General features: G+C 45.4%; 30 protein-coding genes and 2 tRNA genes. 24 read left to right on the top strand and 8 right to left on the bottom strand.

Annotated elements, in window-relative coordinates; genetic code table 11:
- From BM265_RS16375 to BM265_RS21035, 10 genes are all read left to right on the top strand, one after another.
- Positions 1-739, top strand: a 739-nt coding sequence (locus BM265_RS16375; RefSeq protein WP_074963067.1) for a hypothetical protein, incomplete at its 5' end; no start/stop codon positions are given.
- A 145-nt stretch (positions 740-884) separates the two neighbouring features.
- Positions 885-1,283 (top strand): hypothetical protein, encoded by a 399-nt coding sequence (locus BM265_RS16380; RefSeq protein WP_074963068.1) that lies wholly within the window; start codon positions 885-887, stop codon positions 1,281-1,283.
- Between the two features lie 5 nt (positions 1,284-1,288).
- The gene (locus tag BM265_RS16385) at positions 1,289-1,621 is read left to right on the top strand and encodes a hypothetical protein (RefSeq protein ID WP_074963069.1); all 333 of its coding nucleotides are present in this window, start codon (positions 1,289-1,291) and stop codon (positions 1,619-1,621) included.
- Between the two features lie 22 nt (positions 1,622-1,643).
- Positions 1,644-2,363 (top strand): RNA polymerase sigma factor sigma-70 region 4 domain-containing protein, encoded by a 720-nt coding sequence (locus tag BM265_RS20755; protein WP_242940880.1) that lies wholly within the window; start codon positions 1,644-1,646, stop codon positions 2,361-2,363.
- Between the two features lie 4 nt (positions 2,364-2,367).
- Entirely contained in the window at positions 2,368-3,084 is a 717-nt protein-coding gene (locus BM265_RS16395) for a metallophosphoesterase family protein (protein ID WP_074963070.1), read from the top strand.
- Between the two features lie 292 nt (positions 3,085-3,376).
- Positions 3,377-3,868, top strand: a complete 492-nt coding sequence (gene mobQ / locus BM265_RS16400) for a MobQ family relaxase (protein ID WP_278288120.1) — start codon at positions 3,377-3,379, stop codon at positions 3,866-3,868.
- Positions 3,855-4,250 carry a recombinase family protein gene (locus tag BM265_RS20760; RefSeq protein ID WP_242940881.1) on the top strand — a complete coding sequence of 132 codons (396 nt, stop codon included), beginning with the start codon at positions 3,855-3,857 and terminating at the stop codon, positions 4,248-4,250. Before mobQ ends, BM265_RS20760 begins: the two co-directional genes overlap by 14 nt.
- 21 nt (positions 4,251-4,271) lie before the next feature.
- A complete protein-coding gene (locus BM265_RS21030; protein ID WP_347500957.1) occupies positions 4,272-4,418 on the top strand; it encodes a recombinase family protein in 147 nt (48 codons plus the stop codon).
- Positions 4,366-4,548, top strand: a complete 183-nt coding sequence (locus tag BM265_RS20770) for a hypothetical protein (protein ID WP_242940882.1) — start codon at positions 4,366-4,368, stop codon at positions 4,546-4,548. Before BM265_RS21030 ends, BM265_RS20770 begins: the two co-directional genes overlap by 53 nt.
- Before the next feature lie 20 nt (positions 4,549-4,568).
- The gene (locus BM265_RS21035) at positions 4,569-4,835 is read left to right on the top strand and encodes a hypothetical protein (protein ID WP_431767996.1); all 267 of its coding nucleotides are present in this window, start codon (positions 4,569-4,571) and stop codon (positions 4,833-4,835) included.
- On the opposite strand, the gene BM265_RS16415 is transcribed toward BM265_RS21035, so the two are convergent.
- Positions 4,789-5,358, bottom strand: a complete 570-nt coding sequence (locus BM265_RS16415; RefSeq protein ID WP_074963073.1) for a hypothetical protein — start codon at positions 5,356-5,358, stop codon at positions 4,789-4,791. The genes BM265_RS21035 and BM265_RS16415 overlap by 47 nt on opposite strands.
- Before the next feature lie 780 nt (positions 5,359-6,138).
- Here BM265_RS16415 and BM265_RS16425 point away from each other — a divergent pair.
- Positions 6,139-8,649, top strand: a complete 2,511-nt coding sequence (locus BM265_RS16425; protein ID WP_074963074.1) for a glycoside hydrolase family 11 protein — start codon at positions 6,139-6,141, stop codon at positions 8,647-8,649.
- A 267-nt stretch (positions 8,650-8,916) separates the two neighbouring features.
- Here BM265_RS16425 and BM265_RS16430 read toward each other — a convergent pair whose 3' ends face one another.
- The 3 genes from BM265_RS16430 to BM265_RS16440 are packed head-to-tail and all read right to left on the bottom strand — an operon-like array spanning position 8,917 to position 13,129.
- Positions 8,917-10,128, bottom strand: a complete 1,212-nt coding sequence (locus BM265_RS16430; RefSeq protein WP_074963075.1) for a DHHW family protein — start codon at positions 10,126-10,128, stop codon at positions 8,917-8,919.
- Between the two features lie 2 nt (positions 10,129-10,130).
- Positions 10,131-10,676 (bottom strand): NUDIX domain-containing protein, encoded by a 546-nt coding sequence (locus BM265_RS16435; RefSeq protein ID WP_074963076.1) that lies wholly within the window; start codon positions 10,674-10,676, stop codon positions 10,131-10,133.
- A 14-nt stretch (positions 10,677-10,690) separates the two neighbouring features.
- Positions 10,691-13,129, bottom strand: coding sequence for a YfhO family protein (locus BM265_RS16440; RefSeq protein ID WP_074963077.1), 2,439 nt, complete (start codon positions 13,127-13,129; stop codon positions 10,691-10,693).
- A 484-nt stretch (positions 13,130-13,613) separates the two neighbouring features.
- On the opposite strand from BM265_RS16440, the gene BM265_RS16445 reads away from it, so the two are divergent.
- The 3 genes from BM265_RS16445 to BM265_RS16455 all read left to right on the top strand — a co-directional run bounded on the left by BM265_RS16445 (position 13,614) and on the right by BM265_RS16455 (position 15,336).
- Positions 13,614-14,105: a hypothetical protein gene (locus tag BM265_RS16445; RefSeq protein ID WP_074963078.1), complete on the top strand. Its 492-nt coding sequence runs from the start codon at positions 13,614-13,616 to the stop codon at positions 14,103-14,105.
- A 279-nt stretch (positions 14,106-14,384) separates the two neighbouring features.
- A complete protein-coding gene (locus BM265_RS16450; RefSeq protein WP_074963079.1) occupies positions 14,385-14,960 on the top strand; it encodes a sigma-70 family RNA polymerase sigma factor in 576 nt (191 codons plus the stop codon).
- A gap of 94 nt (positions 14,961-15,054) precedes the next feature.
- Entirely contained in the window at positions 15,055-15,336 is a 282-nt protein-coding gene (locus BM265_RS16455; RefSeq protein ID WP_074963080.1) for a zinc-ribbon domain containing protein, read from the top strand.
- A gap of 115 nt (positions 15,337-15,451) precedes the next feature.
- Here BM265_RS16455 and alr read toward each other — a convergent pair whose 3' ends face one another.
- Together alr and mscL are read right to left on the bottom strand one after the other, a co-directional pair.
- A complete protein-coding gene (alr, locus tag BM265_RS16460; RefSeq protein ID WP_074963081.1) occupies positions 15,452-16,573 on the bottom strand; it encodes an alanine racemase in 1,122 nt (373 codons plus the stop codon).
- Positions 16,574-16,676: 103 nt separating this feature from the next.
- Positions 16,677-17,159 (bottom strand): large conductance mechanosensitive channel protein MscL, encoded by a 483-nt coding sequence (gene mscL, locus BM265_RS16465; RefSeq protein WP_074963082.1) that lies wholly within the window; start codon positions 17,157-17,159, stop codon positions 16,677-16,679.
- Between the two features lie 285 nt (positions 17,160-17,444).
- Between mscL and BM265_RS16470 the strand changes: the two genes are divergently transcribed.
- From BM265_RS16470 to tsaA, 6 genes are all read left to right on the top strand, one after another.
- Positions 17,445-17,519 (top strand) — tRNA-Gln (locus tag BM265_RS16470).
- 3 nt (positions 17,520-17,522) lie between these two features.
- A tRNA-Gln gene (locus tag BM265_RS16475) sits at positions 17,523-17,595 on the top strand.
- 533 nt (positions 17,596-18,128) lie between these two features.
- A complete protein-coding gene (locus BM265_RS16480; protein ID WP_242940883.1) occupies positions 18,129-18,941 on the top strand; it encodes a hypothetical protein in 813 nt (270 codons plus the stop codon).
- A 116-nt stretch (positions 18,942-19,057) separates the two neighbouring features.
- Complete coding sequence (locus tag BM265_RS16485; protein ID WP_074963083.1) at positions 19,058-19,591, top strand: hypothetical protein; 534 nt, start codon at positions 19,058-19,060, stop codon at positions 19,589-19,591.
- 374 nt (positions 19,592-19,965) lie between these two features.
- Positions 19,966-20,988: a 3-deoxy-7-phosphoheptulonate synthase gene (aroF, locus tag BM265_RS16490; RefSeq protein ID WP_074963084.1), complete on the top strand. Its 1,023-nt coding sequence runs from the start codon at positions 19,966-19,968 to the stop codon at positions 20,986-20,988.
- Between the two features lie 73 nt (positions 20,989-21,061).
- A complete protein-coding gene (gene tsaA, locus BM265_RS16495) occupies positions 21,062-21,733 on the top strand; it encodes a tRNA (N6-threonylcarbamoyladenosine(37)-N6)-methyltransferase TrmO (protein WP_074963085.1) in 672 nt (223 codons plus the stop codon).
- 140 nt (positions 21,734-21,873) lie between these two features.
- On the opposite strand, the gene BM265_RS16500 is transcribed toward tsaA, so the two are convergent.
- A complete protein-coding gene (locus BM265_RS16500) occupies positions 21,874-22,413 on the bottom strand; it encodes a stage V sporulation T C-terminal domain-containing protein (protein ID WP_074963086.1) in 540 nt (179 codons plus the stop codon).
- A gap of 224 nt (positions 22,414-22,637) precedes the next feature.
- Between BM265_RS16500 and BM265_RS16505 the strand changes: the two genes are divergently transcribed.
- The 4 genes from BM265_RS16505 to BM265_RS16520 all read left to right on the top strand — a co-directional run bounded on the left by BM265_RS16505 (position 22,638) and on the right by BM265_RS16520 (position 26,109).
- Positions 22,638-23,540: an alpha/beta fold hydrolase gene (locus tag BM265_RS16505; protein WP_074963087.1), complete on the top strand. Its 903-nt coding sequence runs from the start codon at positions 22,638-22,640 to the stop codon at positions 23,538-23,540.
- A gap of 19 nt (positions 23,541-23,559) precedes the next feature.
- The gene (locus BM265_RS16510) at positions 23,560-23,886 is read left to right on the top strand and encodes a hypothetical protein (RefSeq protein WP_074963088.1); all 327 of its coding nucleotides are present in this window, start codon (positions 23,560-23,562) and stop codon (positions 23,884-23,886) included.
- 196 nt (positions 23,887-24,082) lie between these two features.
- Positions 24,083-24,649, top strand: coding sequence for an NUDIX hydrolase (locus BM265_RS16515; RefSeq protein ID WP_074963089.1), 567 nt, complete (start codon positions 24,083-24,085; stop codon positions 24,647-24,649).
- 266 nt (positions 24,650-24,915) lie between these two features.
- Complete coding sequence (locus BM265_RS16520) at positions 24,916-26,109, top strand: hypothetical protein (RefSeq protein ID WP_074963090.1); 1,194 nt, start codon at positions 24,916-24,918, stop codon at positions 26,107-26,109.
- A 170-nt stretch (positions 26,110-26,279) separates the two neighbouring features.
- Here the strand turns inward: BM265_RS16520 and BM265_RS16525 are convergent.
- Positions 26,280-26,493 (bottom strand): IS3 family transposase (locus BM265_RS16525; protein ID WP_143098643.1); only part of this gene is annotated, 214 nt, incomplete at its 5' end.

Consider the following 26,493-nt stretch of genomic DNA (forward strand, 5'->3'; position numbering starts at 1 on the left):
GGAGGTTTCAATTATGACTGAGAAAGATTTAAAAACTTATCGTATATTATTTCCTTTTGTGTACGATAAGAAACTTACTAAGGAGAATATCAGAGATATAGTTACTGGACCTGCATATAAGGATATGACACCTCGTAACCTTCCTGGCATTGGAAATAAAGATAATCGCCCTATAAGAGATAAAATGTTAAATGATGTAGCAGAAAGATTTAATGATTATTTTCACTCAGACCCACTTGATAAAGATGACTTTAATGAATGGCATAATGAAACTTGTGAACATATTTGTGATATATTTAAACCTACTTCTATTGAATTAAAATATGGAAAAGCCCAAAAGCTTGTCAATATTGCTTTTAAACATTTTCTGCTTTTTGATGATGCTAATGAACGTTATTTTGCTTATTGCCATACGCCGATAGATAATAATGTACTCTCATGGTGCAGAGATACAGCTAAGATAGACTGTAAACCTAATGGTTGGAGTAATATGGACTATGATGAGTATATTGATTTACAGAATAATATAAGAGCATTTTTGGATAAGGATAGTAGTTTGAAGTATGTCAATAATGATAACCAAAAGATATCTAATTTAATTTTAGACTTTTTTGTTTGGGCAGAATATAGTAACACTATTAAAGAGTATTGGGATAATATAAAAATGAACTATGATTTATATGTCAATATGGGAGCAGCCCAAATCAATGAAGTAATTAAAAAGTATGTAGATAATTGATTACTATAAAATATCCCCGACCCACCCGTCGGGGATATTTTACACCCTCTCACACATATCCGTTTTTCTCCTCATGCCGTATGCTATAATAATGACAACAAAGAACAACAGACACCAAGACTTCAACTAAACAGGAGGAAATGCTATGGAACTCAAGCCTTTGACAAAAGCTCAGATCAACTGCGGCAAGGTACTGCTTGAATGTATCGCGAGAGGTCAGTACAGGATCACTTACAGCGAGGTATCCCGACTTACGGGGATACCGCTCCGCGCTCCCGGGCACGATGTGGGCGCACATATCGGCGAGCTTTCAAAGCACTGCCACGCCATGGGTCTGCCCCTCATATCCGTTATGGTAGTGCAGAAAGACACACTTGTGTGCGGCGAAGGATTTTTTGATCTCTGCAACGAGCTGAATGTTCACCCCATTTTCAAAGAGAGAATGGCGCTGATGTTCAAGATGTGTATGCTTGAAGTTAAGGAGTGTAAACGCTGGGGCGAGCTGGCGGATTATCTGGGGGTCAGCATTGAGGGGATGAACTGAGGCTGATGTACAAAGGTGTATTCTGGCTGATCGATGGTGAACTGGTGGCATTCCCCTTTGATGGCTCGTATCCCGATGGTACTGCTAAATCCGGGGACACCTATAATCACAAACTGCTCTGGGATATCGTCCGCCCGAAAGGCTGCCGTAAGCCATTTGACTACTACCCGCGGGGTCGCGTGGAGCTTTCGGGCAAGGGAAAAGCGGTCATCTACATGAGTCCGCATATCGGGCAGGAGTATATTGAGGTCATCAAGATTAAGTTCAGGCTGATCGGAGATGTGACAGTAAAGTACGACAACAGCAGGCATTATCGCTGTTACACCGATGTTTTTTGACCGAACAGAAAGGAGTTTTTGCATGAAAATTTCAAATGAATACGCGGCAAAACTCAACAAATTTATCAACGCTCCCGAACCGCTTTCAGCAGAGCGGATTTCACAGGTAATCAGCACGCTGTCCGACAGATTCCAGGAAATGCTTTACCTGAATATCGGTTTGGGTATGACTAGCTGGGAGATATCCGAAATGCTTGATACGGAGAGTCATTGGGTAGCTCAGACCTGCGCGACTGCAAAAGCGAGGTTTCGCCGTCTTGCATCGAGGAAGACAAGGCTCGATATGCACGTTACCATATATTCCCGCGAAGAAGCCGAAGCACTTATTGCAGAGGGAAAATTTCCCGAAAATACAGCGGTCATCAGCTTTTATGACCCCGCCATAAAGCATATCAACAAGAGCTACACCCACATTGATTACAGCAAAGTGTGCGACACTGTTTTTTACAGCGAGCTTGACGATCTCGACCTTGATGTGCTGGGCGACAGGGGCTATGATTACGATACTTATTTCTCAGAAGCCAAAGACATGGCGAGGTTCGTAGTTGAAGCATACAACAGCGGCAGGGATATCATCTGTCAGTGTGAATACGGGCAAAGCAGGAGCGCAGGCTGTGCGGCGGCTATCCGCCAGCATTTCTACCATGACGGTATATGGGTGTTCGCGGATTTCAAGCGTTACCCCAATCAGCTGGTTTTCAGGAAGCTGTATGATGCGCTGGAAAAGATAGATCTGAGGTGAAAAAATGATATATCTGACAGGAGACACCCACTGCGGTGCGGATATGGGTAAGCTTGATACTGCAAGACTTACTTCGGACGATAAACTTATCATCGCGGGAGACTTTGGTCTGCCGTTTCTGCCGAGTGATATTGAGGAATATGAAGCATCAAAAGGTGAAGTCGGTGAGTACAGCCATTGGATAAAATATCTGCGTGAAAAGCCTTACAACGTGCTATTCATTGATGGCAACCACGATAATCATGACTGGTGGAGCGAACAGGAGGTCACTGAGATGTTTGGCGGAAAGGTGCAGGTACATCCTCATGCACCGAATGTTATCCACCTGATGCGGGGCGAGGTCTACACCATAGAAGACAGGAAGATATTCACATTCGGCGGTGCGGCAAGCACGGATAGAGGCTGGAGGATAGAGGGTCTCAGCTGGTGGAGCAAAGAAGAAGCAAGCGATGACGAGATCGAAACCGCTCTTGAAAATCTCGGAAGACATGATAATAAAGTCGATCTCATTGTGACGCATACTCTGCCCAAAAGCATAATTGCGCAGATACCCATGTTTTCGAGCAAGCTGTCCCCATGCAGGACAGCAGATTTTCTCAATGAAGTTTTAAGACGAGTGACCTACAAGAAATGGTACTGCGGGCATTTTCATACGGATTTGGATATTCCCGAACAACGTGTAACGGTGCTTTATAACGATGTGGTAGGGATAACAGACTAAAGGAAGCTGGTAATTTTGACAGAATATCTCAAATACATCGAAAGCGAGACTTCACGCAGATGGCTGGAAGGACATAGCGAATATCTGCGTGAAGAAAGGCTTATGCAACTTCTTGGTGTTGCAAGATAATAAAAAAATCCCCTATGATCGATTTCATAGGGGATATTTTCTGTCCATTTGAATGTACTCATATCTATTGACAAGCAAGAACATCTGTGCTATAATCTATTATACAATCGAACGTATGTACATATCGAGGTTGATCCAAACCGAAAGAAGGTAGAGAGCCGCAATATATCATTTCAATGTTAAGATGGTCACTAGAACGAGTGGGGGCAGTTGTGTAGCAAGTGCTGCATACATCGCAGGCGAGAAAATCAAGAATGAGCGTGATGGTAAGATCCACGATTACCGAAACAAGCATGAAGTCGTCCACAAAGAGATATGGCTTCCGAAATCTGCGCCACCCGAATACAGCAACAGAGCTAAACTTTGGAACACAGCCGAAGCCGCTGAAAAGCGCAAGAATTCCCAAACCGCTCGGAGCATAAATGCAGCGTTGCCAAGAGAACTGTCAAGAGAAGATCAGATCGATCTGGTCAGACAGTTTTGCGAGCAATGTTTTGTTAGCAAAGGAATGTGCTGTGATTTTGCTATCCATGACAAGGGTGATGGAAATCCTCATGTGCATATTCTGCTGACCACCCGCCGCGTGGACAAGAATGGATTCACACAAAAGGAACGTTCATGGAATGACCGCAAACTTCTGTTTGAAGAGGAATGATTTTTACAACACCACGTTTTATGTCGATGACGGCTGGTCGGGGACTAACTTCGACAGACCAAACTTTCAGCGAATGGTCAAAGATATGGAAAACGGAAAGATAGGTACGGTCATAACAAAAGACCTCAGCAGACTTGGACGTGACTATCTCATGACAGGTCAATACATCGAGATGATATTTCCCGACCATGATGTGCGCTATATAGCCATCAACGATAGTGTGGACACGCAAAAGTCCGAAAATGATATGACGGTCTTCAGAAATGTGTTCAACGATTTTTACGCTAAGGACACAAGCAAGAAGATCAAAGCAGTATTCAAGGCTAAAGGAATGTCAGGCAAGCCGCTTTCTCCGATCGAACCTTACGGGTACAAGAAGTAAGAACATGACAAAGACCAGAGGTTGATTGATGAGGAAACCACGCCTGTTGTCAGGAAGATATTTCGCTTGTGCATTGAGGGATATGGTCCGAGTAAAATAGCAAATATACTGACTGATGAGAAGATACTCCGACCGAATGCCCTACAACGAGCCGAGATTAACAGGTGAGATAACCTGTGAGAAACCCTACCGCTGGAACTTCAAGTCGGTGGTGGGCATACTGGAACGACAGGAGTATCTCGGTAAAACAGTGAACTTCAAGACTAGGCAGAAGTCATACAAGTGCCATAAACACTGACAAATTCGGTTGAAGACCGAATGATTTTCGAGAATACTCATGAGCCGATAATAAGCCAGCAAGACTTCGATTTGGTTCAGGAAATCAGAAACAATCGCAGACGTCAGCAGAAGACGAACGAGATAAACCCGTTTTCGGGTATCGTTTATTTTGCCGATTGCGGAAAACTGATGTACATCAGCTTTCCTGTCATTCGGAATATAAAAAACTGTCCGCTGAACTCCCAACGGTCTTTTGCTGCTATTTTTCTTTGCCGTGCTTCCATTCAAACACCCTTTTGCCGTTGATCGTGAGGCTCGCATCCGTGATGAGGTCAAGCCCTTTCAGATGCTCAAAAAGCTCATAAAAGCGCTTTTCAAAGGCTTCGTAGTCATCAAATTCGGTGTTTTCGATATTGATATTGAGAATAGGGTATATCTCGCCGTGATGCTCGCACCATTCGGGCTTTTCATCTCTCCAGTCTGCGTGAAGATATCCTTTCCAGTTTTCCATGTGCGACGAGTTGAAAAACTTCCTGCTGACATCCGGCTCGGGTGTTCCATCTGTGCACGGCGTGAACATCACAAGCTTGTATTTATTCGCCTGATCCTCGATGAATACCCTTCCGCACGAATGACACTGATAGACATTCCGTTGCATAAGCTTCTCCAGCTCCAAAAAAATATCTGTCTTTTTATCGTGAGGCTGTTCCGCTTTATCGATAATATCCCAGAATTCGTTCATATCCTGATCTGCTATCAAAGTTCCCTTGTAGGAGAGAGAGTCTGTAGTATCATGTATACTGTATCCGCATTTGCATAAGAATTTCATATCGGCACCTCTTTTTGGATATATTGACCGATCATTGATCGGTCTCGTCCAATAGTATACCATGCTATGATGAAAACGTCAATATCAGCGTGAAATGACCCGCTGTTACTTCGGTTATTTATGTCGTCAGAACGACATCGCTTTGCAAATCTCTTTTGAAAACCAATCTCCGAAGCAGATCTTCGAGTGACTCACCACATTCAAGGTCGAAGTACGTTTTTAATATATATTTAGTATGACCGATCTTGTACTCCCGAACCGAATTCAGCTCGTAGCGCGTTTTTTTCTTTTGTAAATATGGTTATATGAAAGTGAAAAAGAAGTCGGTGAAAATTACATTTAACGAAAAATCAACTAAAACTTTGTGCATAATGTTACAATTTCAAACTTACCAATATTAGCGCGAAAATGCTGAGCTTTATTTGCATTAATGTCTGATTTATCCATATTTGCGAATATAAAATTTCTATACTGTTGATTTTATGTATCCACGTGATTCAGGGCTTTTGCACTTTAAATGCTTATCTTATTAACGATTAAAAGATTTAAGATAATTATAATTTAAAAAGTAAACAAATAGTGCACGGAAGGTGAAAATCACAATTTTTGGTATCACCCGAATGATAATGAGCAAAATTTGATTAGATTCAATAACTAAAAAATTATAAAATATAATTAAATAATACGGAATTTAATATTGAAACGAGAGGGTCAATATTGCCGTATCATTTAAGTATCTATTTATAGTTTTGATTTTTTAGAAAGAGAGGTAATTGGTTTATGAAGAAATCCGTTTCAAAGCGCATAACAAGTGCTTTTGTTGCCGGTATACTGATGGTTTCACCTATTATATCATCAGTTACTGCATCTGCTGCTAAGGTACTGACAACAAGCCCTTCGCACACACAGGAAGTCGGCTGGTACAATGATTACCATCACGAGATCTGGCAGGCAGATACCCCTAACTCTTCTACTATGACACTGCACGACAATGACGGCGGTTTCAGCACATCATGGAAGTGTGGCCCTAACGGTTCAAGAGGTAACTTCCTTGCTCGCCGTGGTCTGTACTGGGGTCTGAATAACCCTAAGACATACAAAGATTACGGTGATTTCTACTGTGATTACGACTGCAGCTGGTACGCAGGTAGTTCTGGTAACTCCAGAATCTGTATCTACGGCTGGGCTCAGAATCCTCTGGTAGAGTACTACATCATTGAAGACTGGAAGAACTGGTCTCCTGCACAGGATTCCTCTGCACAGTACAAGGGTTCCGTTACTATCGACGGCAGTGAATACAAGATCTACACAAGTGCAAGAAATTCCTACACCATCGAAGGCAACAAGAATTTCACACAGTATATCAGCATCCGTCAGAACCTTAGAACCAAGGGTACCATCAGTGTTTCTGAGCATTTCAAGGCATGGGAATCCAAGGGTCTGAAGATGGGCAACCTGTACGAAGTAGCTTTCAACGTTGAAGGTTGGGAGTCCGACGGTCAGGCTGACGTTAACCTGAAGATGTATGAAGGCACTAACCCCAATCCCTATCCGGATGAGCAGGATGAGCCGGAGATCGAGGGTACACTGTACTCCGCTACATTCGAGAACGGCACCAATTCCTGGTCAAGCAGAGGTTCTGCAAGTGTAACATCATCTTCTTCCAAGGCTTATGAGGGCAACAAGTCCCTGTATGTAAGCGGCAGAACTGATAACTGGAACGGCGGTGAGGTAGAACTCAACACATCTACTTTCAAGCCCGGCAGTGCTTACAGCTTCAGCGCTATGGTAAATCCTACCGAGAGCACAACTGTTCAGCTGACCATGCAGTATGATCAGAACGGTACCACAAATTACACTCAGATAGCTGAGGGCACCTGCACAGCAGGCAAGTGGTCCAAGCTTGAGAACACTAACTTCACAATTCCTTCGGGCGCATCTAATGTAAAGATGTATGTTGAAGCTCCCGACAGCCTCTGCGACATCTATGTTGACAGAGCTATAATCGCAAACAAGGGCTATGTTGCTTCCGGCACTTCCGCTTCCGGCACAAGTACAGGCGGTACAAGCGCAACTGTTCCTTCAAATGTTAAGATGCAGTACAGCAGCCAGTACAACCAAATGAGATTCACCTGGGACGCTGTAAGTGGCGCTGACAAGTACGGCATCGCAGTTTATCTGGCAGGCAAGTGGAGAGTTCAGGATTCCAACATTTCCGGAACTTCCTACACTACACCCAAGGGTCTTACTCCTAACATGAGCTACAGAGTAGCTATCGCTGCAAGAGTAAACGGCAAGTGGGATACAGCAGGCGCTCTGGACAGCTACGTAGTAGTAATCACCAGATCCTACAACAACATTCAGTACCGCACACCTGTTTACACAAACAACGGCAGCAACAACGGTGGTAACAATGGCGGCAACAACGGCGGTAACAACACGCAGACCCAGACACCGGCTTATAACTACACATCAAATATGCAGTTCAAGGAAGCTCCCAGCTACTATTTCAACAGCTGCTCGCAGGCAGGTAAGGTAGTAAAGGAATCCTACAACGGTATCAACGGTTATAACTCACTTAACGTATATCTGCCTTACGGCTATGACAGCAACAAGAAGTACAACATCTTCTACCTGATGCACGGCGGCGGAGAGAACGAGAATACTCTGTTCTATCAGGACGATACAATGATGCAGAATCTCTTCGACCACATGATCATGAACGGCGAAATGGAGCCTCTTATCGTTGTTACACCTACATTCAACAAGACTGAGGCAGGCAAATTCTACAACGAATTCCGTCAGAGCGTAGTACCTTTCGTAGAGGGCAAATATTCAACATATGCAGGCGGAAATACTTCACAGTCTTCACTCAAGGCATCAAGAATGCACAGAGCATACGGCGGATTCTCTATGGGTTCAGTTTCCACATGGGCTGTGCTTGAGAACTGCCTCGACATCGTTGGCTACTTCATGCCTCTCAGCGGCGACCACTGGAACGGCAACTCTGCATACGACAAGGCTAAATCCATTGCTAATGCAGTAGACAAATCCGGTCTGCAGAAGAACGAGTACTTCATCTTTGCAGCAACAGGTTCTGACGATATCGCTTATCCTAACGTTAATCCCCAGATCAATGAAATGAAGAAGATGAGCCAGTTCGTTTATACTTCTGATTTCTCCAAGGGTAATTTCTACTTCCTTGTAGCATCAGGCAAAACACACTGGTGGGGCTATGTAAGACATTACGTTTATGATGCTCTTCCTTCTTTCTTCCACGAAGGACAGTAAAATTTAACATCGCATTTACTATCACTGACAGCCGCTTATGTGGCTGTCTTTTTTTGCCTATTTATTCTTGCTACACGTAAGCGGAAGCAGCAGTCGGTGGGTGAGTACTTTTGGGTTATAACAGTTATAAAAAACAGCCATATCCGAAGATGTGGCTGTTGATACGCTGTATCGTCTGTATTAATTGTTTTAGTATGGATAGATTACTTCTTTTGTGCTATCCAGGTAAAGCTCTATTCCTTGGCAGTTTACGCTTATTTGCCGCTTCTATTCCAGATATCCGAAGTTGCTGTCGGAGTTTACAAAGTCGATATTATAAATGCATATCACACGGTCGATATCATGGCTTTTCACGTACTCGGATACAGTTTCTTCCTCGAAGTGGTAGTATCTCAGGTCGATCATGCTTATATGACTGAACTGGTTACAGAGTTCGGGCAGAACAGCATTTGCGTAGCTGTCCTTCAGCAGGAGCACTCTTTCATCAGACGGCGCACTCGTCTCTATCTCGCAGAGTGCGAAATTTCCGCCCATTATAGATGCGTATTTATCCTTGGTGGATTCGGGTGCTTTTACAAAAAGACCCTGCTTGGCGGGTATACCGTCAACTTCTTTACATTCTGCGGGAACAGCGTGGTCGCCGCCACGTGAAACGTATTTCACGGTGATATCGTTGCCCTCGTAGGTCACGAGTTCGATGGTATCGCTTTTTGCCCAGGAAGACGGCGCTTTCGAGTAGAGAGTACCGTAGAAATCTTTGAGTTCACGGGTGTTTTTTTCAAAACTGTTTACTGCGGGCAAACCCATAGTCTGTCTGAGGACGGAATATCCCAGTTCTGCGCCCAGAGAAGTCCAGTGGTGGTCGGTGCGGTAGTAACAGTTCCCGCCCTCCGATCTCAGTGCTTCCTCGGGGTAAGCAAGGGTTATGCGTTCTGAAAGAGTCTCGCGGATATGCTCGGCTGTTGCATGCTGGTCTTCGCATTTATTCACCGAGGGCAGCTTATCTTTCAGCACACAGGAAGCGTTGGGGACAAGCAGGAACGTCACGGGGATATCGCTGTCAAGGCTTTCGGCAAAGGAATTCAGGGAAGATATATTCATATCCACCCTTGCGGTATCCTCATGATAATCCTGTATATAATAGCCGTCATCTGCGAGATACACGCCGTTGTGGAAACTTTTGCCCAGTACGGTATCTGCTGAGGTCTTCAAAGTGACCAGCTCGTCTTTCAGAAATATCTGGTCGGACATATAGTTTTCGATATCCTTGGTGAAATCCCCTTTTTTCAGCCTTTCGGCGGTGAATTCGGGCACCTGCTGAAGAGAGCGGTTCTCCATCTCGGAGAATTTCCTGTCGGGGCTGATCACCCCTGCCGAAGTCATACCGAAGACAAGTATCAGGAACACTGCCGCTGTTATGATATGACCGTTATGGGGAAGAGTTTTGTTTTTAGCCTTTTTCTTAGTTTTCTTACTCATTATCAGACCTCACTGCCGTGGAGTTTCATATAAGCTTTCAGGACTGCCATCTGTGTTTTGGCATCGGGGAGCCGGTTATCCATCACCATGCGGAAAGCTTCTTTCAGCGGTACTTTTTTCACATCAAGGAACTCGCCGTCGTCCAGGTGCTGTTCACCGAAGTGGAGACCTCTGGCGAGGAACATATAGATTATCTCGGTATCATAGGCAACCGTGGGGTATATACAGCCCAGATATTCAAAGCTGTCGGCGGTGGCGCCGACTTCTTCTTTGAGCTCGCGTCTGCCGCATTCTTCGGGGTCTTCTCCGAATTCCAGCTTGCCCGCGGGAACTTCTGTCAGGACTTTCCCAAAGGGATAGCGGAACTGCTCCACCATATAGAGCTGTTCATCTTCATCCACCGCAGCGATACATACTCCGCCGGGGTGCTTGATGAACTCCCGCACTCCCCTGCTGCCGTCTTCAAGCTCTATCTCATCACGGAAAAGCTTGACAACAACGCCGTCAAATATCTGTTCTGAGGAAAGTTCTTTTTCCTTCTGATACATACGTACCTCCCAAATCACTCTGCTTCAGCTTCTGCTGTTTTCTTTTCGACCTTATCAGCCTTATCGTCCTTGTCGAAGAACTTGCGGTAAACAAGATATCCTGCAAGTGCCACGAAGCCGAATATTGTCAGGGCGATGCCCTTTTTCTGACCGTCTGCGGAATAGCTGAACACTATCTCGCTGTCGCCTGCGGGTACAAGTACTGCCATCATGCCGTAGTTAACTTTCTCAACCTTGACATCTTCGCCGTTTACCTTAGCTGACCAGCCCTTCTCATAGGGTACACTGAAATATACCAGCTTGGGTTCTTCCAGCTTTATCTTGCCTGTGAAGCCGTTGGTATCGTGGCGGAAATAGTAGCAGCTCTCCGCTTTTCTTTCAGCGCAGTTATTGATATAGTTGTGGTATGTGAGTTCGTCATCAGTGAACTCGTAGGGCTTGATATAATCGGAATATACCGCAGCCTGGTTGCCTTCAAGGACAAGGGCTTTGGTGAGCATTATAGTCTTTTCAAGCTTATCCTGATCCTTTATGGCTTCATCATCGGTATAATAATCAAAGGCAAAGCCCATGGGGATATAGTTCTCGTTCTCATAGATATTGAAACCATTCATGGTATCGATATACTTGAAGCCCAGAAGCTTTGGAACGGTCTCGGACTTGGGGTTTTCGGTCTCGCCGCTTCTCTGCTTATCGGTGAGTTCATCGAAGTAATATCTTACGGAATTCAGTGATCTGAGGGGGTAGTACTCTGGTTCCATACGGGTAGCCACGTCTCTCTGCTGATCCAGTTCTGCATAGAAATCCATGATAGCGGGATCGACACAGCTGTGGAAGCATCTCATTGAAGAAAGATCCCAGAACATACACCAGTTATCAACACTGTCGGAAGTATCTATACGGTAGAAATCACTGTCCTCACCGCCGTATGCAAATTCAGCATCCAGCTTGGCGGTATCGATATTCTTGCCGCCATTTATGGCTCTTGCGATATAATCTGCATTATCGTTGCCCTGCTTTACGCCGTACCATACTTCGGAGGAATTGCATACCACACAGGCAACAGCTGTCATGCCGACTGCAACTGTTGTGAATCTCTTTCCGCGGGGGATATAGTATATCAGCGCACAGAGTGCAACTATCATACCAACGGTAACGCCTACCTGGATATAGTAAAGTTCGGGATACTGTGCCAGCTTGCCGTAAACTATCTCCTTGCCCTCGTACTTGGGGAGAAGTCCCACTGCAAGGAAGCCGATACCTGCGATAGCTGTGGGCAGGAAGCCCTTTTTCAGCTGGTCGGGGTCTTCCTCCAGCACCTTTGCAGTCATCAGTGCGAATATCAGTATGGGGTGATAGTACCATCTTGCATAGTAAGATGAATTGAACAGCATGAAAGCGGAGTTGAGTATAGGCACGCAAGCCATAATAACGAATACTATCACAGACCAGCCCAGCCAGTCACGCTTTTTGCGGGTACGCATATAGGCGATAACACCGCACATGGAGAACAGGGGCAGATATCCTGCCAGAGATGCCCATCTTGCGCTGTCAACATCAAAGATATTAACGCGGGCAGGCATATCGGAAAGTGTGAAAAATGCCTGGAATATTCTGGCGATACGCGCCTTGTCGTTATATAGGATGTAGTCAAGACCTACCATGCGCTCGTTTACACGGTAGTTGTTCATAACCATCAGAACCGAGGGCAGAAGTATGATGCAGGACATTGCAAGACCGATAACAGCCTCAACGCCGAGGTATACGAACTTCTTGAGGGTGATATCGAAGTCTTTTTCGATGCATCTGAGGAAGAAATAGATAACTGTGAATACCACCGCGCTGACAAAGAAGAAGTAGCTGATAGTAGCGGTGATGGCTACCGCAATAGCGAATGCGCCCTTTTTGTTTTCCTGAACCAGAAGTTCAAAGGCAAGAAGAAGCAAGGGGAAAAATGCAGTCGCATCGTGGAAGTGGTTGAAGAATATATTGTACGTCTGGAAGCCCGAAAAAGCGTAGAGCAGTCCGCCGATGACAGCGCAGTTCTTATTGGTGATGAATCTGCGGAGATAGGCATAGGCACACATACCTGCAACGCCTGTTTTTATGGCGAGCAGCCAGGGCATAAGATATACCGTCGCGCCCACGGGGAACAGGGTAGTCAGCCAGAAAAACGGCGAGCCCAGCAGGTAGAACGAATAGGTGCTGACAAATCCCGAACCGAGGTCGGTACCCCAGTCCCAGCCGAGATTGCCCTCCTTGACCATCTGCTGTGCGTGCTTGTAGAACATCAGCTGCTGCGAGTTGAAATCGCCGTAATACATAAATATTCCGTGATTGCGTATCATCGCAGGCAGGAAGCCTATCATCATGCCCACAAAGGCTAGTATGAAGAGCAGAAGATATTTTTCTCTCCCCTTGCCCTCGGGCGGACTTAGTTTGCTTTTGAACATCTGAGAATTTTCCTTTCCTTTATATATTTTTTAATATAATTAACGTATCGCATACAGATTTTATTATATCACAACAGCGGTCTGTTTGCAATAGTTTTTTTACCAAAACTTATGGGCGGGAAGGGGCATATATAGGCAAAAAAACAGCTGTTCCAAAATTGCTGAAATTAATTATCCGATTATTGATATTAAGTAAATTATTATAGTATAGTCTGCTGAGCGATTGACATTGATAACGGGGCATGATATAATAAGTCAGTTTGTAAGATATATACAAACTACGCTGTACAAATTTGGCATAATGAGCAGAAAGGAAAATAAAATGAAATTCAAATATACAGCTGTAGCACTTACAGCCCTCATGATGATATGCGCATCAGCTTGCGCAAATTAGGAAAAGACTGACAAACCCGAAAAAGCAGAAAAGGCAGAAAGCACAGCTTCTTCCGCCGCTGAAACGCAAAGCACCGCAAGCACGGTATCCATGCCCGACCCTGTGCCTGTACCCGAGGGCGGGTGGACAGACGAAACCATCAAAGATGTTATCTACATCAACGGCAAAAATCTGGAACTGCCATGCACAGAAGATGATCTTGGTGATGGGTTTGAGATTGTGCCTGATGAAGAAAGTGACAAGGAATTAGAAGAAAAAGGCAGTGCAACATATGAACTCAACTACTGCGGTTATAATGTCGGGCAAGTCGCTAAAGAGGAATCCAACAAGATTAGTTCCATTTATTTTGAAGCTTGTGAATCCGAAACCTCACATAATGTTAGGGAAGATTGCCCTGATATCCCATTCAGTATCAATGGAGTAACTATAGGTACACCATTTTCTGATGTCAAAGAGATAATGGGTGAAGATTTCTCGGATAAAGGAGAGTCTGGTTTAATTAGTTTTCGTACTGAGCATTTCTGGATAGTTATGCATAATATAGATGATAAGATATCTACTATCAAAGTATTTTATCATTAAAAATATGTTCTCAACACTTGTACAGCAAGCGCATGCCCCGCTAAAATCCAACAGCAAAACGAAAAGTCTGCCGAAAACGCAGACTTTTTTTGATAATTGTCATTTTTCCTGTGGTGTATATTGCCAATATTTTTGAGCTAAATATGTACGTTGTTACAAAAAATTCAAAAACAAAAAATAATTTAATTCATTCTCTTGACTTATTGTGTAGAAAATGTTATGATATGTTTACGTTGGAATGTACCACAGTATAAGGCGGTTCGCAGGTGTATAGCAGTCATGTTTAAGGATTACGAAAAGTTTAGCGATGAAGAGCTTGCAAAGCTCTCGGGAAGTGACAAGGCTGCGCTGAGTGCGCTTTTATACAGGTATATGGGCACAGCCGAACATATCGCTTCGGGTCTTGCGCCGAGGTCGGGTCGTGAACAGATCATCAAAGACCTGGTGCAGGAGGGCATGATGTCGCTGTTGCGTGCGGTGAACAGCTACCGTCCTGACAGAGGGGCTGGTTTTGCGGCGTATGCGGGGGTCTGCATAAGGCACAGTATGCTTTCATATATTATGAAAGACAGCAGATACAGCGGCGAGGAAAGGATATCCACCGAGGAGATCGAGGAAGATATCAGCGGCAGCGATGAGGATATCCCCGAAAATGCGGTGATAGCGAAAGCCGAGCATGACGGTCTCTATGACCGTATAGCCGATGAACTTTCCGAGCGCGAATGGCAGGTGCTGCAGCTTTTTCTGGCGGGACATTCTTACAGACAGATAGCTGACAAGCTTGATACAAGCGAGAAATCTGTCAATAATACCATGCAGAGGGTCAGAAAAAAACTGCGTGGATTTTTCAGATAACGCTGCGCTGCTCACGGTGAGCGGACACGATCGTGACGGTGCGAATCCGTCGGCAGCGGGACAATTACTATTTTTAAGATCGAGGTAAGAGAAAATGTACGAGGACAAGACATTAGTTTGCAAAGAGTGCGGAAACGAGTTCATCTTTACTGCCGGCGAGCAGGAGTTCTATGCTGAGAAAGGCTTCACCAATGAGCCCCAGAGATGCAAGACCTGCAGAGATGCTAGAAAGCAGGCAGGCAGAGCTGAAAGACAGACCTTCACAGCTGTATGTGCAGCTTGCGGCGGCGAGGCTACTATCCCCTTCAAGCCCCGTGAGGACAGACCTGTTTACTGCAGCGAGTGCTTTGCAAAGATGAAAGAGGAACAGTTCTGATTTAACTGATAATGTTAATTTCGGGTCATTCCCGTGAAAGGCGCTGCCGATGGGCGGCGCTTTTTTTGCGCATAAAAAATCCACCGAGGAGCAATTCTTCTCGGTGGATTTTGGTTTATCCGTTAACAGGGATACGGGGCACGCGGGAGGTTATATCGCAGGTGACTTCGTATCCGATAGTGCCTGTAAGGGCGGCTATAGTATCAGCATTTATCTCGGAATTCATCAGTATTACTTCGTCACCGACCGTGACATCCGGGATATCCGTAACGTCGCACATGAACTGGTCCATACATACTCTGCCACAGATACGGCATTTTTTGCCGCGGATAATGACTTCACCCTTATTGGAAAGCGCTCTGGGGTACCCGTCGGCATATCCTGCGGTGACGGTAGCTAGCTTTATGCGCTTATCGCTGACGAAAGTTCTGCCGTAGCTGACTGCTGTGCCATCGTCTATCCATTTCACCTGAGAAACGATAGCTTTCAGGGTCATGACAGGCTTTGGCTCAAAAGGCAGGAGCTTGGCGGGGTCGGGATAAAGTCCGTAGAGGATTATGCCCAGTCGCGCCAGAGTACTTCCCTCTCCGTAGCCGTATGCGCCGCCTGCTGAATTTTTGATATGAGCGTGTTTCAGCTTTACGCCCTTAGCTTCAAGAAGCTCTTTCACGAGGAAGAATCTCTCCGACTGCATACGGGTGTATTCATCATCGGATTCGTGGATACCGTCAGCAGAAGAAAAGTGGGTGAATATGCCTTCAAGGGCGATATTTGGCAGTTTTGAGATCTCAGCCAGTTCATCTGCCTGTTCTTCAGCCGTGCCGTGGACGCCTATGCGGGTCATACCTGTATCTACGGCGCCATGCAACCGCACAGTTTCGCTTGCGTTGGCACTGAGTGCCTGAGCGTAGGAAAGCTCGGTACAAGCCTGTATTATATCGTATGAAGCAAGCTCGCGAGCGAATTCGGGTGGAGTATAGCCGAGAATGAGGATATCGCCCTTAATGCCCATATCACGCAGGCGTATGCCCTCGATAAGATTTGAAACAGCGAAATACTTCACGCCGTATTTTTTCTGCAAAAGAGGCACGATAAGGTCATCGCCATGACCGTAGCATGAGGCTTTGACCACACACATAAGCTCGGTATCTTTCGGCAAAAGCTTAGTATATTCGGTAATATTGTATCCCACTGCGGACATATCTATCTCAGCCCAGCAGCGTTTCAAAAATTTCATGTATAAGACTTCCTTTTTAAATGAGATACTATGATTATACTCCGTTGTTGACGTTTTGTCAACAAAAAAAGCTGTCCCGAAGGACAGCTTTTGAAAACAGAAATTATTCCTTGGCTGCGTCAGCCTTTGCAGCTTCGATCTTTGCAAGAGCTTCGGGAGTAGCACCGGCGGTCAGCAGATCGCGGATCTCTGTCAGCAGCTTCTCCTCAGCAGAAGGCTCAGCAGCAGCTTCCTCTTCTTTCTCTTTCTTCTTACCAATAGTCATAGCCTTGTTAATAGCCTTGAGTAGCAGAAAAAGAATGAGGGCAATAATAAGGAAGTTAACCACCGAGGAAATAAAAGCACCGTAGTCAAACTCAACACCTTCCTTTGGTGACCATTTACCAGCTGCAACAATAATCTGATCTGTTTCAGGATCTTTCTTCGCACCGCCTGTGATAAGTCCGATTAGGGGGTTGATGAAGTTGTCAGTCAGTGAAGTCACGATAGTGCTGAAAGCGCCGCCGATGATGACACCGATCGCCATATCCATTACGTTGCCCTTGAGTGCGAATTCCTTGAATTCAGTCATAAATTTCTTAAACATACTTCTACACGTCCTTTCAGAAATTTTATCTGATATTATAATAGCACATCAAAGTCTTGAAGTCAAGACGAAAATAGCTAAATATTCTTATATTTCAAAATTTTTTTCAGAAATATCGGCGAACAGCCGTAAGAAAATATGTCCCCTTTAAAATAGTATACGTATTACAAAAAAGAAATTAGATTGTAAACAATTTATGAAAACACTTGCAATTTCCGAAAAGGTGTGCTATAATAATTAAGCTGTCAGGGAAAAGACAGTAAAGATGATCGAATATCGACTAACTGGGGTATAGCCAAGCGGTAAGGCAACGGACTTTGACTCCGTCATTCGATGGTTCGAATCCATCTATCCCAACCATACTGGGGCGTCGCCAAGCGGTAAGGCAACGGACTCTGACTCCGTCACTCCGAAGGTTCGAATCCTTCCGCCCCAACTTAATTCCCTCACTCAGTCGGTGAGGGAATTTTTATTATAAACGCCTGTATTATACATTGATGCGGCAGCCGACGGGTGCAGCAGATATCTTATGCAGAAAGTCAATTATTGCTATTTGAAATAATCTAATATAAAGATTTGACCAAATTTTATAGAAATTTATAGTGATTATACTAAAAAATATAAACCGAGAAGGTAAATATTATTGTTAAATTGCTATTGACATATGCTGCAAAGTGTGATATAATGTGGACAAATCCGAACAGGAGACGTTCTGTTTGGCTTATAATACCGTTGTAAATACTATTGAAGCAGCTGCTGAAAAGACTTGTATGGACTAAAGTTAATACAATGTTAACAAAATGTTCAACAATAGTATCTATATCTGTATTATAATTAAAAACACCGAGTTAATTATATAGCCATACTTTGTTCCCGCGGGACAGGCTTTGTTTCTGTGTGGCGGTTTACATTGAATGGGTATGATTAAACAATAAAAAATTAAATTATTAATTTTGGGAGGAATTTTTTATGATGAACAAAAAGTTATTTGCAATGCTCGCATCTGCAGCTCTGATGGCTAGCTTCGCTCCTTCAGTATTCGCAGAGGCTAATGACACAGCAACTGAGTCTGCAGCTGATACTGCTGTAGCTTCTGACGTTACTGCTTCTCTGGAGATCAAGGCTCCTGCAACTGCAGAGGCTGGTAAAGAGGCTTCTTTCGACGTATACCTCACCAGCAGCATTCAGCTGTCCGGTATCCAGTTCAACTTCACTTCTGATAAGGGTGAGATCACTGGTTTCACATTTGACGATGCTACAATGGCTGATCTGGGCTTCGATGATTATGATTTCACTCTGACTGCAACCGAAGACTTCAAGGCTCTCGGCAACGATGATTATCAGATCATGGCTGTTGATACAGATTTCAAGGATGCTACTGTTCCCAGCGGCACAAAGATCGGTACTCTGACTGTTAAGGCAGGCGAAGAGGGCGACGTTATCACAATCGACACCAAGGGCAACCTTGCTAACTATGACTACGGCGATGGTCAGGCTGCATGGACAACTACTCCTGCATCTGTAACTGTTGCTGCTGCTACTGAGTCTGCTCCTGAGTCTGCTGTAGCTCCTGAGTCTTCTTCTACTGCTGACTCTGTAAGCTCCACTTCTTCCAGCGAGTCTACTTCTACCAGCGAGTCTTCCAAGGCTACTACTAACACTTCTTCCAAGGCTACTAACGGTACAACATCCAACACCAACACTGGTGCTGCTTCCACCGCTGCTGTAGCTCTGGCTGCATCTGCTGCTGCTCTGGTAGTTATCTCCAAGAAGAGAAAGTAATTTAAGCGACTTAAAGTCAATTAAATAGCAAACATTACGGCAGAGTCTTATGACTCTGCCGTTTTTTGTTGACTTATTTGCTGAGTTGGTGTATAATCGTATTGGGAGGTGCAAAGATGAGATACAGGATATTTTGCCTGCTGACGGTTCTTGCTGTGGTATTCACGGTTACAGGCTGCGGCAGGGCTAAGGATACAAAAGATGAATCCCTATACGATCTGATAATCGAGGACAGCAGTTCCTCCGAAACTGTAGATAAAACCGAGAAGATCGTTTTGCAGGATGATAGTTCATCCGAAAGTGAGGAAGCGGAAGTATCATCTGCTGCTGTAACGGAAGCCGCAGTAAGCGCTGATAGTGTCAGCGAGGACGGCGAATACACCGAGTACTGGTTCAGAACGAAGAAACAGCGTGATCAGCACTACGAAAAGCACGGCATCGACATGGGCTTTGCAAATGCTGACGATTACCGCAAGGCGGCATCGGACGTTGTGAACAACCCCACAGCTCTCCACAAGACCGAGAAAGAAGACGGCGACGATGTCTACTACATCGAAGAAACCAATGAGTTTGTCATAGTTTCAAAGGACGGATATCTGCGGACGTACTTCAAGCCCGACAAAGGCAAGGCTTATTATGACAGGCAATAATGTTAACAAAATGTAAATCTATCTTTCCTGTTATTGACAATCTCAGGTCAATAGCGTATAATATGGATATAATTTTGTAAGTGAGCGTGACATCACGCTGACAAGAAAAACACGAAAGGTTGACCCGTAATGACTCTTATTACCATATTCGCAGTCTTTACATACTTCTTTAGCTTTAGCCGATTTTTTGGCGAGAAGCTTATTTGTCGTGGTATGAAAGCAATGCGGACGGGTGTACAGCAGTGTATGGGCTGACAATATATCCCTTTTAGGTCACAGACCGTGCTTTCGTATTACGAAGCACGGTTTTTTTGATACAGTTTTTCTGACAATATATTCAAGAAATTTCAAGTATTTTACAGGAGGAATCGAAAATGGTAATCGTATTAAAGGACAGCGCCAACAAAAAGCAGATCGAGGAGCTCATGGAGTGGCTGACCAAGTTCAATGTAAAGTCAAATCTGGTGGAGGGCGTACACTCAAAGATCATCGGACTTATCGGAGATACCACCGCTGTGGATATCGAATCGGTGCAGGCTAAGGAGATCGTTGAGGTAGTAAAGCGTGTTCAGGAGCCTTACAAGAACGCAAACAGGCGTTTCCACCCACTTGACACTGTGATAGATGTCCGCGGAAGAAAGCTGGGCGGCGACCGATTGCAGGTCATCGCAGGTCCCTGCTCGGTGGAGACTGAGGAGCAGACCATCAAGACCGCTATCGCCGTTAAGGAAGCAGGTGCTACCATGCTGAGGGGCGGTGCTTTCAAGCCAAGAACTTCCCCTTATGCTTTCCAGGGGCTCGGCAAGGAGGGCATCGATATCCTGAAAAAAGCCCGCGCCGAAACAGGTCTGCCCATAGTTACTGAGATAATGGACGTCAGTGACATCGACCTTTTCGATGATGTGGATATCATTCAGGTGGGCGCCAGAAATTCCCAGAACTTCACTCTGCTGAAAGCTCTGGGCAGGCTGAACAAGCCGATACTGCTGAAAAGAGGACTTTCGGGAACTTTGCAGGAGCTGCTGATGTCCGCTGAGTACATCATGAGCGAGGGCAACAGTCAGGTGATTCTCTGCGAGCGCGGTATCCGCACCTTTGAGACTGCCACCCGCAACACCCTCGACCTTGCCTGCGTTCCTCTGCTGAAGCAGAAAACACATCTGCCGATAACAGTTGACCCAAGCCATGCGACGGGTATCGCTTCGCTGATCGAGCCTTGTTCTCTGGGTGCGGTGGCTATGGGCTGTCACGCTTTGGAGATTGAAGTCCACATTGACCCCGAGCACGCCCGCAGTGACGGTGCACAGTCCCTGACACCCGAGCATTTCAAGGCTGTGATGGAGAAGATACGCGCTATGGCTGAGTTCTGCGGAAGACCTGTTGACGACTGCAAATAAGTCAGCGGATTGACGAAAGTCCCGCGGTGTGGTATAATTAAGGTTAGAAAATCGGCTTACAGGAGGACTTCACATGGAGATAATTGCAAGGATACACACCGATCTGCCCACGAAATTCGGGCTTCCGCGACAGAGCGGGCTGGTGGAAGAACTGGAAGGTCTGGTTGTATTTGAGCCGAAATACCGCGAACCCGAGGCACTTCGGGGGATAGAGGGGTTCTCACACCTGTGGCTGATATGGGAGTTTTCCGAAGCTAAGCGGGACAGCTGGTCGCCCACGGTACGTCCGCCTAGGTTGGGGGGCAACAAGCGAATGGGCGTATTTGCAACGCGCTCCCCTTTTCGACCGAATGCCATCGGACTTTCGTGCGTTAAACTGCTGGGAGTAGAAAAAACGGCGGACTGCGGACTTGCCCTGAGGGTGGGCGGTGCCGATCTGATGGACGGCACGCCGATCCTGGACATCAAGCCTTATCTCCCTCTTGCCGACTGCCGCCCCGAAGCCACAGGCGGATTTGCGGCTGAAAAGGCTGGGTATTCGCTGGAAGTTGACTTCCCTGCCGAACTTCTGGAGAAAGTCCCCGAAAGCAAGCGGGCTGCGCTGAAAGCTCTGCTGGCGCAGGATCCTCGTCCTGCATATCAGGACGATCCCGAAAGGGTATACGGTTTCGGCTATGCGGGTATGGAAGTTCGGTTCAAGGTATCCGAGGGTCGGCTGAAAGTTGTAGAAGTTGAGAAAGCCTGAAAACTTCGATAAAAAATCACCCCGAAGCGATCAAAGCGCCTCGGGGCATTTTATTGTCAACAAAGCGCCATAGTATTTCGGCGGATGAACCGGTATACTATGGCGCGACTTTTTCAACATTGTTATGCCGATGCTGTTGATTACTGTTCGATCTGTTTGCCGAGGAACATGGCGGCGGCTTTACAAAGCATAGCCTGATCATCGGTGACATGGCTATTATCCTTGCCGCCAAGAAAGGCTACTGCGCCTGTGATATCACCATCCGAGATTATTGGCGCGACTGCAAGGGCATGGGTATTTACGCCTTCCACGGGATGAAATTCCTCCGAACCGCTGCGATACTCATATCCGCGTCGGGATTCCAGCATATCCTCCAGTGCCTGAGAAAGTCTGCGCTGTGAGTACTCCTTTTTCGGCACCCCCGAAACTGCCACAACATGGTCTTTATCGAAGATGACAGCGGGCGCACCGCCCAATTTAGATATGACCTCAGCCGCCTGCAACGCGCCATCTGAGAGCTCATTTATCGGGGAGTATTTTTTGAAAATCACCTCGCCGTCGGGGTTGGTGTAGATCTCTAGGGGGTCGCCCTCACGTATCCTCATAGTCCTGCGAATCTCTTTTGGTATGACCACCCTGCCGAGGTCGTCTATGCGTCTTACTATTCCTGTTGCTTTCATTTTGTTCCTCCGTTCTTGGTTTTTGTGGGAATAGTTTGCGCAGATTTTGTAAAATTATTCGGTCAAGATGCTTTTGGTTAAGTTTCATGCTCAATTTCCTATAGAAATATCGAACTGTCTTGCTGTCGGCAACAACAAGGCGGTGCATTACGTCTCACAATTGACTAACACTGCACTATATGGTATAATCGATATATACCTTTATAAAAGAAAGGAAAACCACCATGCCATACATAAACGTCTGCGGCAAGCAAATTTACTTTGAAGAATATGGTGCCGATAATAAGCCGACTATCGTCTATCTGCATGGTGGTCCGGGCGAGAGCTGTCTTACATATTCCTATCAGGCGAAGAAGCTGAGCGAGTATTGCCACGTAATCAGCTTTGACCAGTACGGAGTATTCCGCTCTGACGCTATTGCTGATGACGAAAAGCTGACCGTAAATAACCTTGTCGAAATGACGGAACAAATGCGTATCGTTCTCGGCATAAATAGCTGGATACCTCTTGGACATTCCTTTGGTGGAATGCTTGCTCTCATTTATGCTCACAAATATCCCGACAGCACAGATGCCGTTATTTACGACAACCCGATGTGGAGCGCCCTGCACACTGCAAGAGCGATTGCGGAAGCCACGCTCCCGTGTTTTGAAAAGACAAGTAATACCGAGCAGACAGAGCTTTGCAAAGGGATACTGCAGGATGGTATATCTGCGAAAACAGCCTTTGAAAAGGCAATGACTATAGATATAAACGAAGAAGTCCGCCGCAATTGTCATGTGATAGACCCCGAAAGTTACAATGCCTATATCAACGATCATATCGAAGACCCGATGGTTCCCGAAGAGTGCTGGAGCAGGTTTGTCACTTTCAGGCAAAGACTCTTTGACTCAGCGGACTTTTATGAGAGTTACCTGCCTTACATTTCCGATATTTCCAGCCCTCAGCTTCTAATCGTCGGCGAATACGATATGACCTGCGGTGAATATGAAAGAAAGCATTTCATTAAAAAAGCTCAAAACGGAATTTTAGAAACATTCAACGGCTGTGCGCATCTGTCATGGTTTGAAGAATCTGAAAAATACACGGATTCAATAATACGTTTTGCCTTGAATTTGCAGGTATAGATCACTCATTAATCTCTAAATGATTGATGGAAGATATGGAGTATACAAGGGTGAAGTTCATCGCATAGGTATAGACGAAAAAGATCAAATATATCTGTATCCCAATTCTGAAAGTGAAATTGATGATACATATATTGATAGATACATTTTAGGTAAATATTCTAAACCAGTAGATTCTTCAGAACTTACAGAGATGTATAAATTATCATCATTTGCGGAATATAAAGGCTATAAAGTGGGGGTATTGCCGGTGAAATCGGAGATGAGTATGAATCATGGATTGGTGATTGTGAAATTGCCAAAAAGCTTGGATTTGACCGATGCGATAAATATACATATAATATGAGGGTCAAAAAAAGTGATGTAGAAGTTATTGTTGAAAAAACTCCGATCGACTTAGAAGCCATTGTTTCTCATGAAGACGTACCTCAAACAAATAAACCATCGGCAAAGCGATCGTTCATAAAACAGTTGTCCAAATCCTGATTTTTCATAGCAGCTAAAAACATCAAATGACACTATAGATCAGTAAAGGAGAAATCATGGCAGAAATACTTGATATTGTTGACGAAAACGGAATACCCACAGGAGAGACTATTGACCGCGAGACTGCGCATCTCAAAGGCATACTGCACCGCACGTCTCATGTCTGGATACTGAGAGAAAAGGACGGCAGGGTGCAGGTGCTTCTTCAGAAACGTGCCGATGACAAAAGTTCTTTTCCGGGCTGTTACGATATTTCAAGCGCAGGACATATCCCTGCCGGGGTGGACTTTATCCCCTCTGCTCTGCGAGAGCTAGAAGAGGAACTCAGCGTAACAGCGACCGCCGAACAGCTGCATTACTGCGGCATCAGGCATATCCGATCTGATGATGAATTCTTTGGCAAGGAATTTCATGACAGGCAGGTATCCAAGGTTTTTGCACTATGGCTTGATACTGACGAAAGCGGATTTGAGCTGCAAATAGAAGAAGTTGACAGTGTACTTTGGATCGACTTTGATGAATGTGTTAGACGTGTGCGCGAGAACACCTTTAAGCACTGCATCGTAATGGAAGAGCTGATGATGCTGAAAGATCATATCGACAGACGATCGACTGAAATATAAAAATGAAAATCGGGCATCACGCTCGGAGATAACGGGACTGCTGCGCGGCAGTCCTTTTCTTTTTGCAAAGAGTAAAACAGTAAGGTAAAAAAATCTGAGCTGTTTTCAATGATATGAGCATATACGTGATAACCATAAAATGAACTCAGTCCTAAAAATCAGATTTATTGTTGACAAATACCAAACATTCTGTTATAATATTATGTATAAAATTTGTTGCGTTCAGACACGCTGTATACTATTACTACATAAAGGAGCGATAATCTATGAAGAAATATGCTGCACTTGCACTGGCACTTGTAATGGGTCTGGGAATGGTTTCCTGCGGAGATACAGGTTCTTCGGATACCAAGGAAACGACCACAAAGGCCGAAGACACTACAACAGCTGCTTCCAACGAGGACAAGCCCGACGATGCCGCTGCTGACGAAACAACCACCACTGAAGCTCCCGCTGAGCCGCTGAATGAAAATGTGGTGCACAAGGAGTTCAAGAACAATGTGCTGAACATCACAGCAAACTTCGACGTTGCAAACATCGAGGGCTTTGAGACCACGGAAGCAACTCAGACAGAGGATGCTTACAGAGCTTCGGGAAGCTTCACTTATCCCGACCCCGAGTACTATGCAGCTGCTATAAGCGCAAGCTATAATGTACGTATCCTGAGCGCCAAGCACGCTGAAGCTATCGTAAACAAAGACCTCGATTATAAAAACTACGAAAAGGTAGATATCGGCTCTGCATACGACACCTATGAATGGGTCGAGGACGGCAGCTACGGCAAGCGCATAAATATAATATTTGTCGGCGGAGATTACCTCGATGGCAAGTATATACTTGAAGCACAATTTATACCTCAGCTGGAATCAGGCAAGCAGGAGGACGTTGATCTTATCGTTGATACCTTTGCAAAGAGTCTTAAACTCGAAGCTGACGACTCAGGTCTGAAGAGCGGCGACACTTTCCAGATAGGAACAGGCGAGGGCATAACCTGCAAGAACAAGGCTACCGTAGCAGGCAAAGATGTCGATATGGAGCAGAAAATATACATGAACTGCAACAGCATATCCGCACAGACATCGTTCGTTGCTGACGGTATCGGCTATGACTTCTTCACCTACACTGTTGACGGTATGGATCATTTCGGCGTTATGGGCGGCGGTGAATACGCTGACTGCACATTTGCAGGCAAGCCCGGCAAGATAAAGATATCCAGCGGCGTAGGCAATATTACTGTTGACGCAGATATTCAGGTAGACGACAACCACTGCCTGCATATGTCCCTTGACTCTGACAGCGCATTGAGCGAGGGCGAGCTCGGAGATGCTGTAAAGCTCGGCGAGAAGATAGCAGATATGCTCAGCGAAGACAACAAGGAAGCAACACAGGAGCTGTTCGTGGGATATATCAACGATCTCGCAGCAAGCCTGACTTTCCCCGAGGGCGGCATAACTGAATAATGCTCCGGCGGCGAATAGATTTCATATAACAAGATAAGGCTGTCTCAGATTGACCCGCCCCCTGTCAAGTAGACAGCGTAAAAACAAAAATATTCTATGTAGTGACCAAAAGCAGTCTGTGCAATTTGTGCAGGCTGCTTTGTTGTTAACAATTGGCAAGCACCGACTGGTCACGCAGCATAAGCTTCATGGTATTCCATAGGTGTCATGCTGCTCAGTTTGATCTGGTAACGCCTTGTGTTGTAATAGGTGATGTATTCCTCTATCGTCGAGATCAGCTCAGTTTTATCCGTAAACTTGCGAAGATAGTACATCTCGGACTTCAGGATACCCCACCAGCCTTCCATTGGTCCGTTGTCGATGCATCTCCCGACACGGGACATA

Source organism: Hominimerdicola alba (assembly GCF_900112155.1).
In the GTDB taxonomy this organism is placed as follows: Bacteria; Bacillota; Clostridia; order Oscillospirales; family Ruminococcaceae; genus Hominimerdicola; species Hominimerdicola alba_D.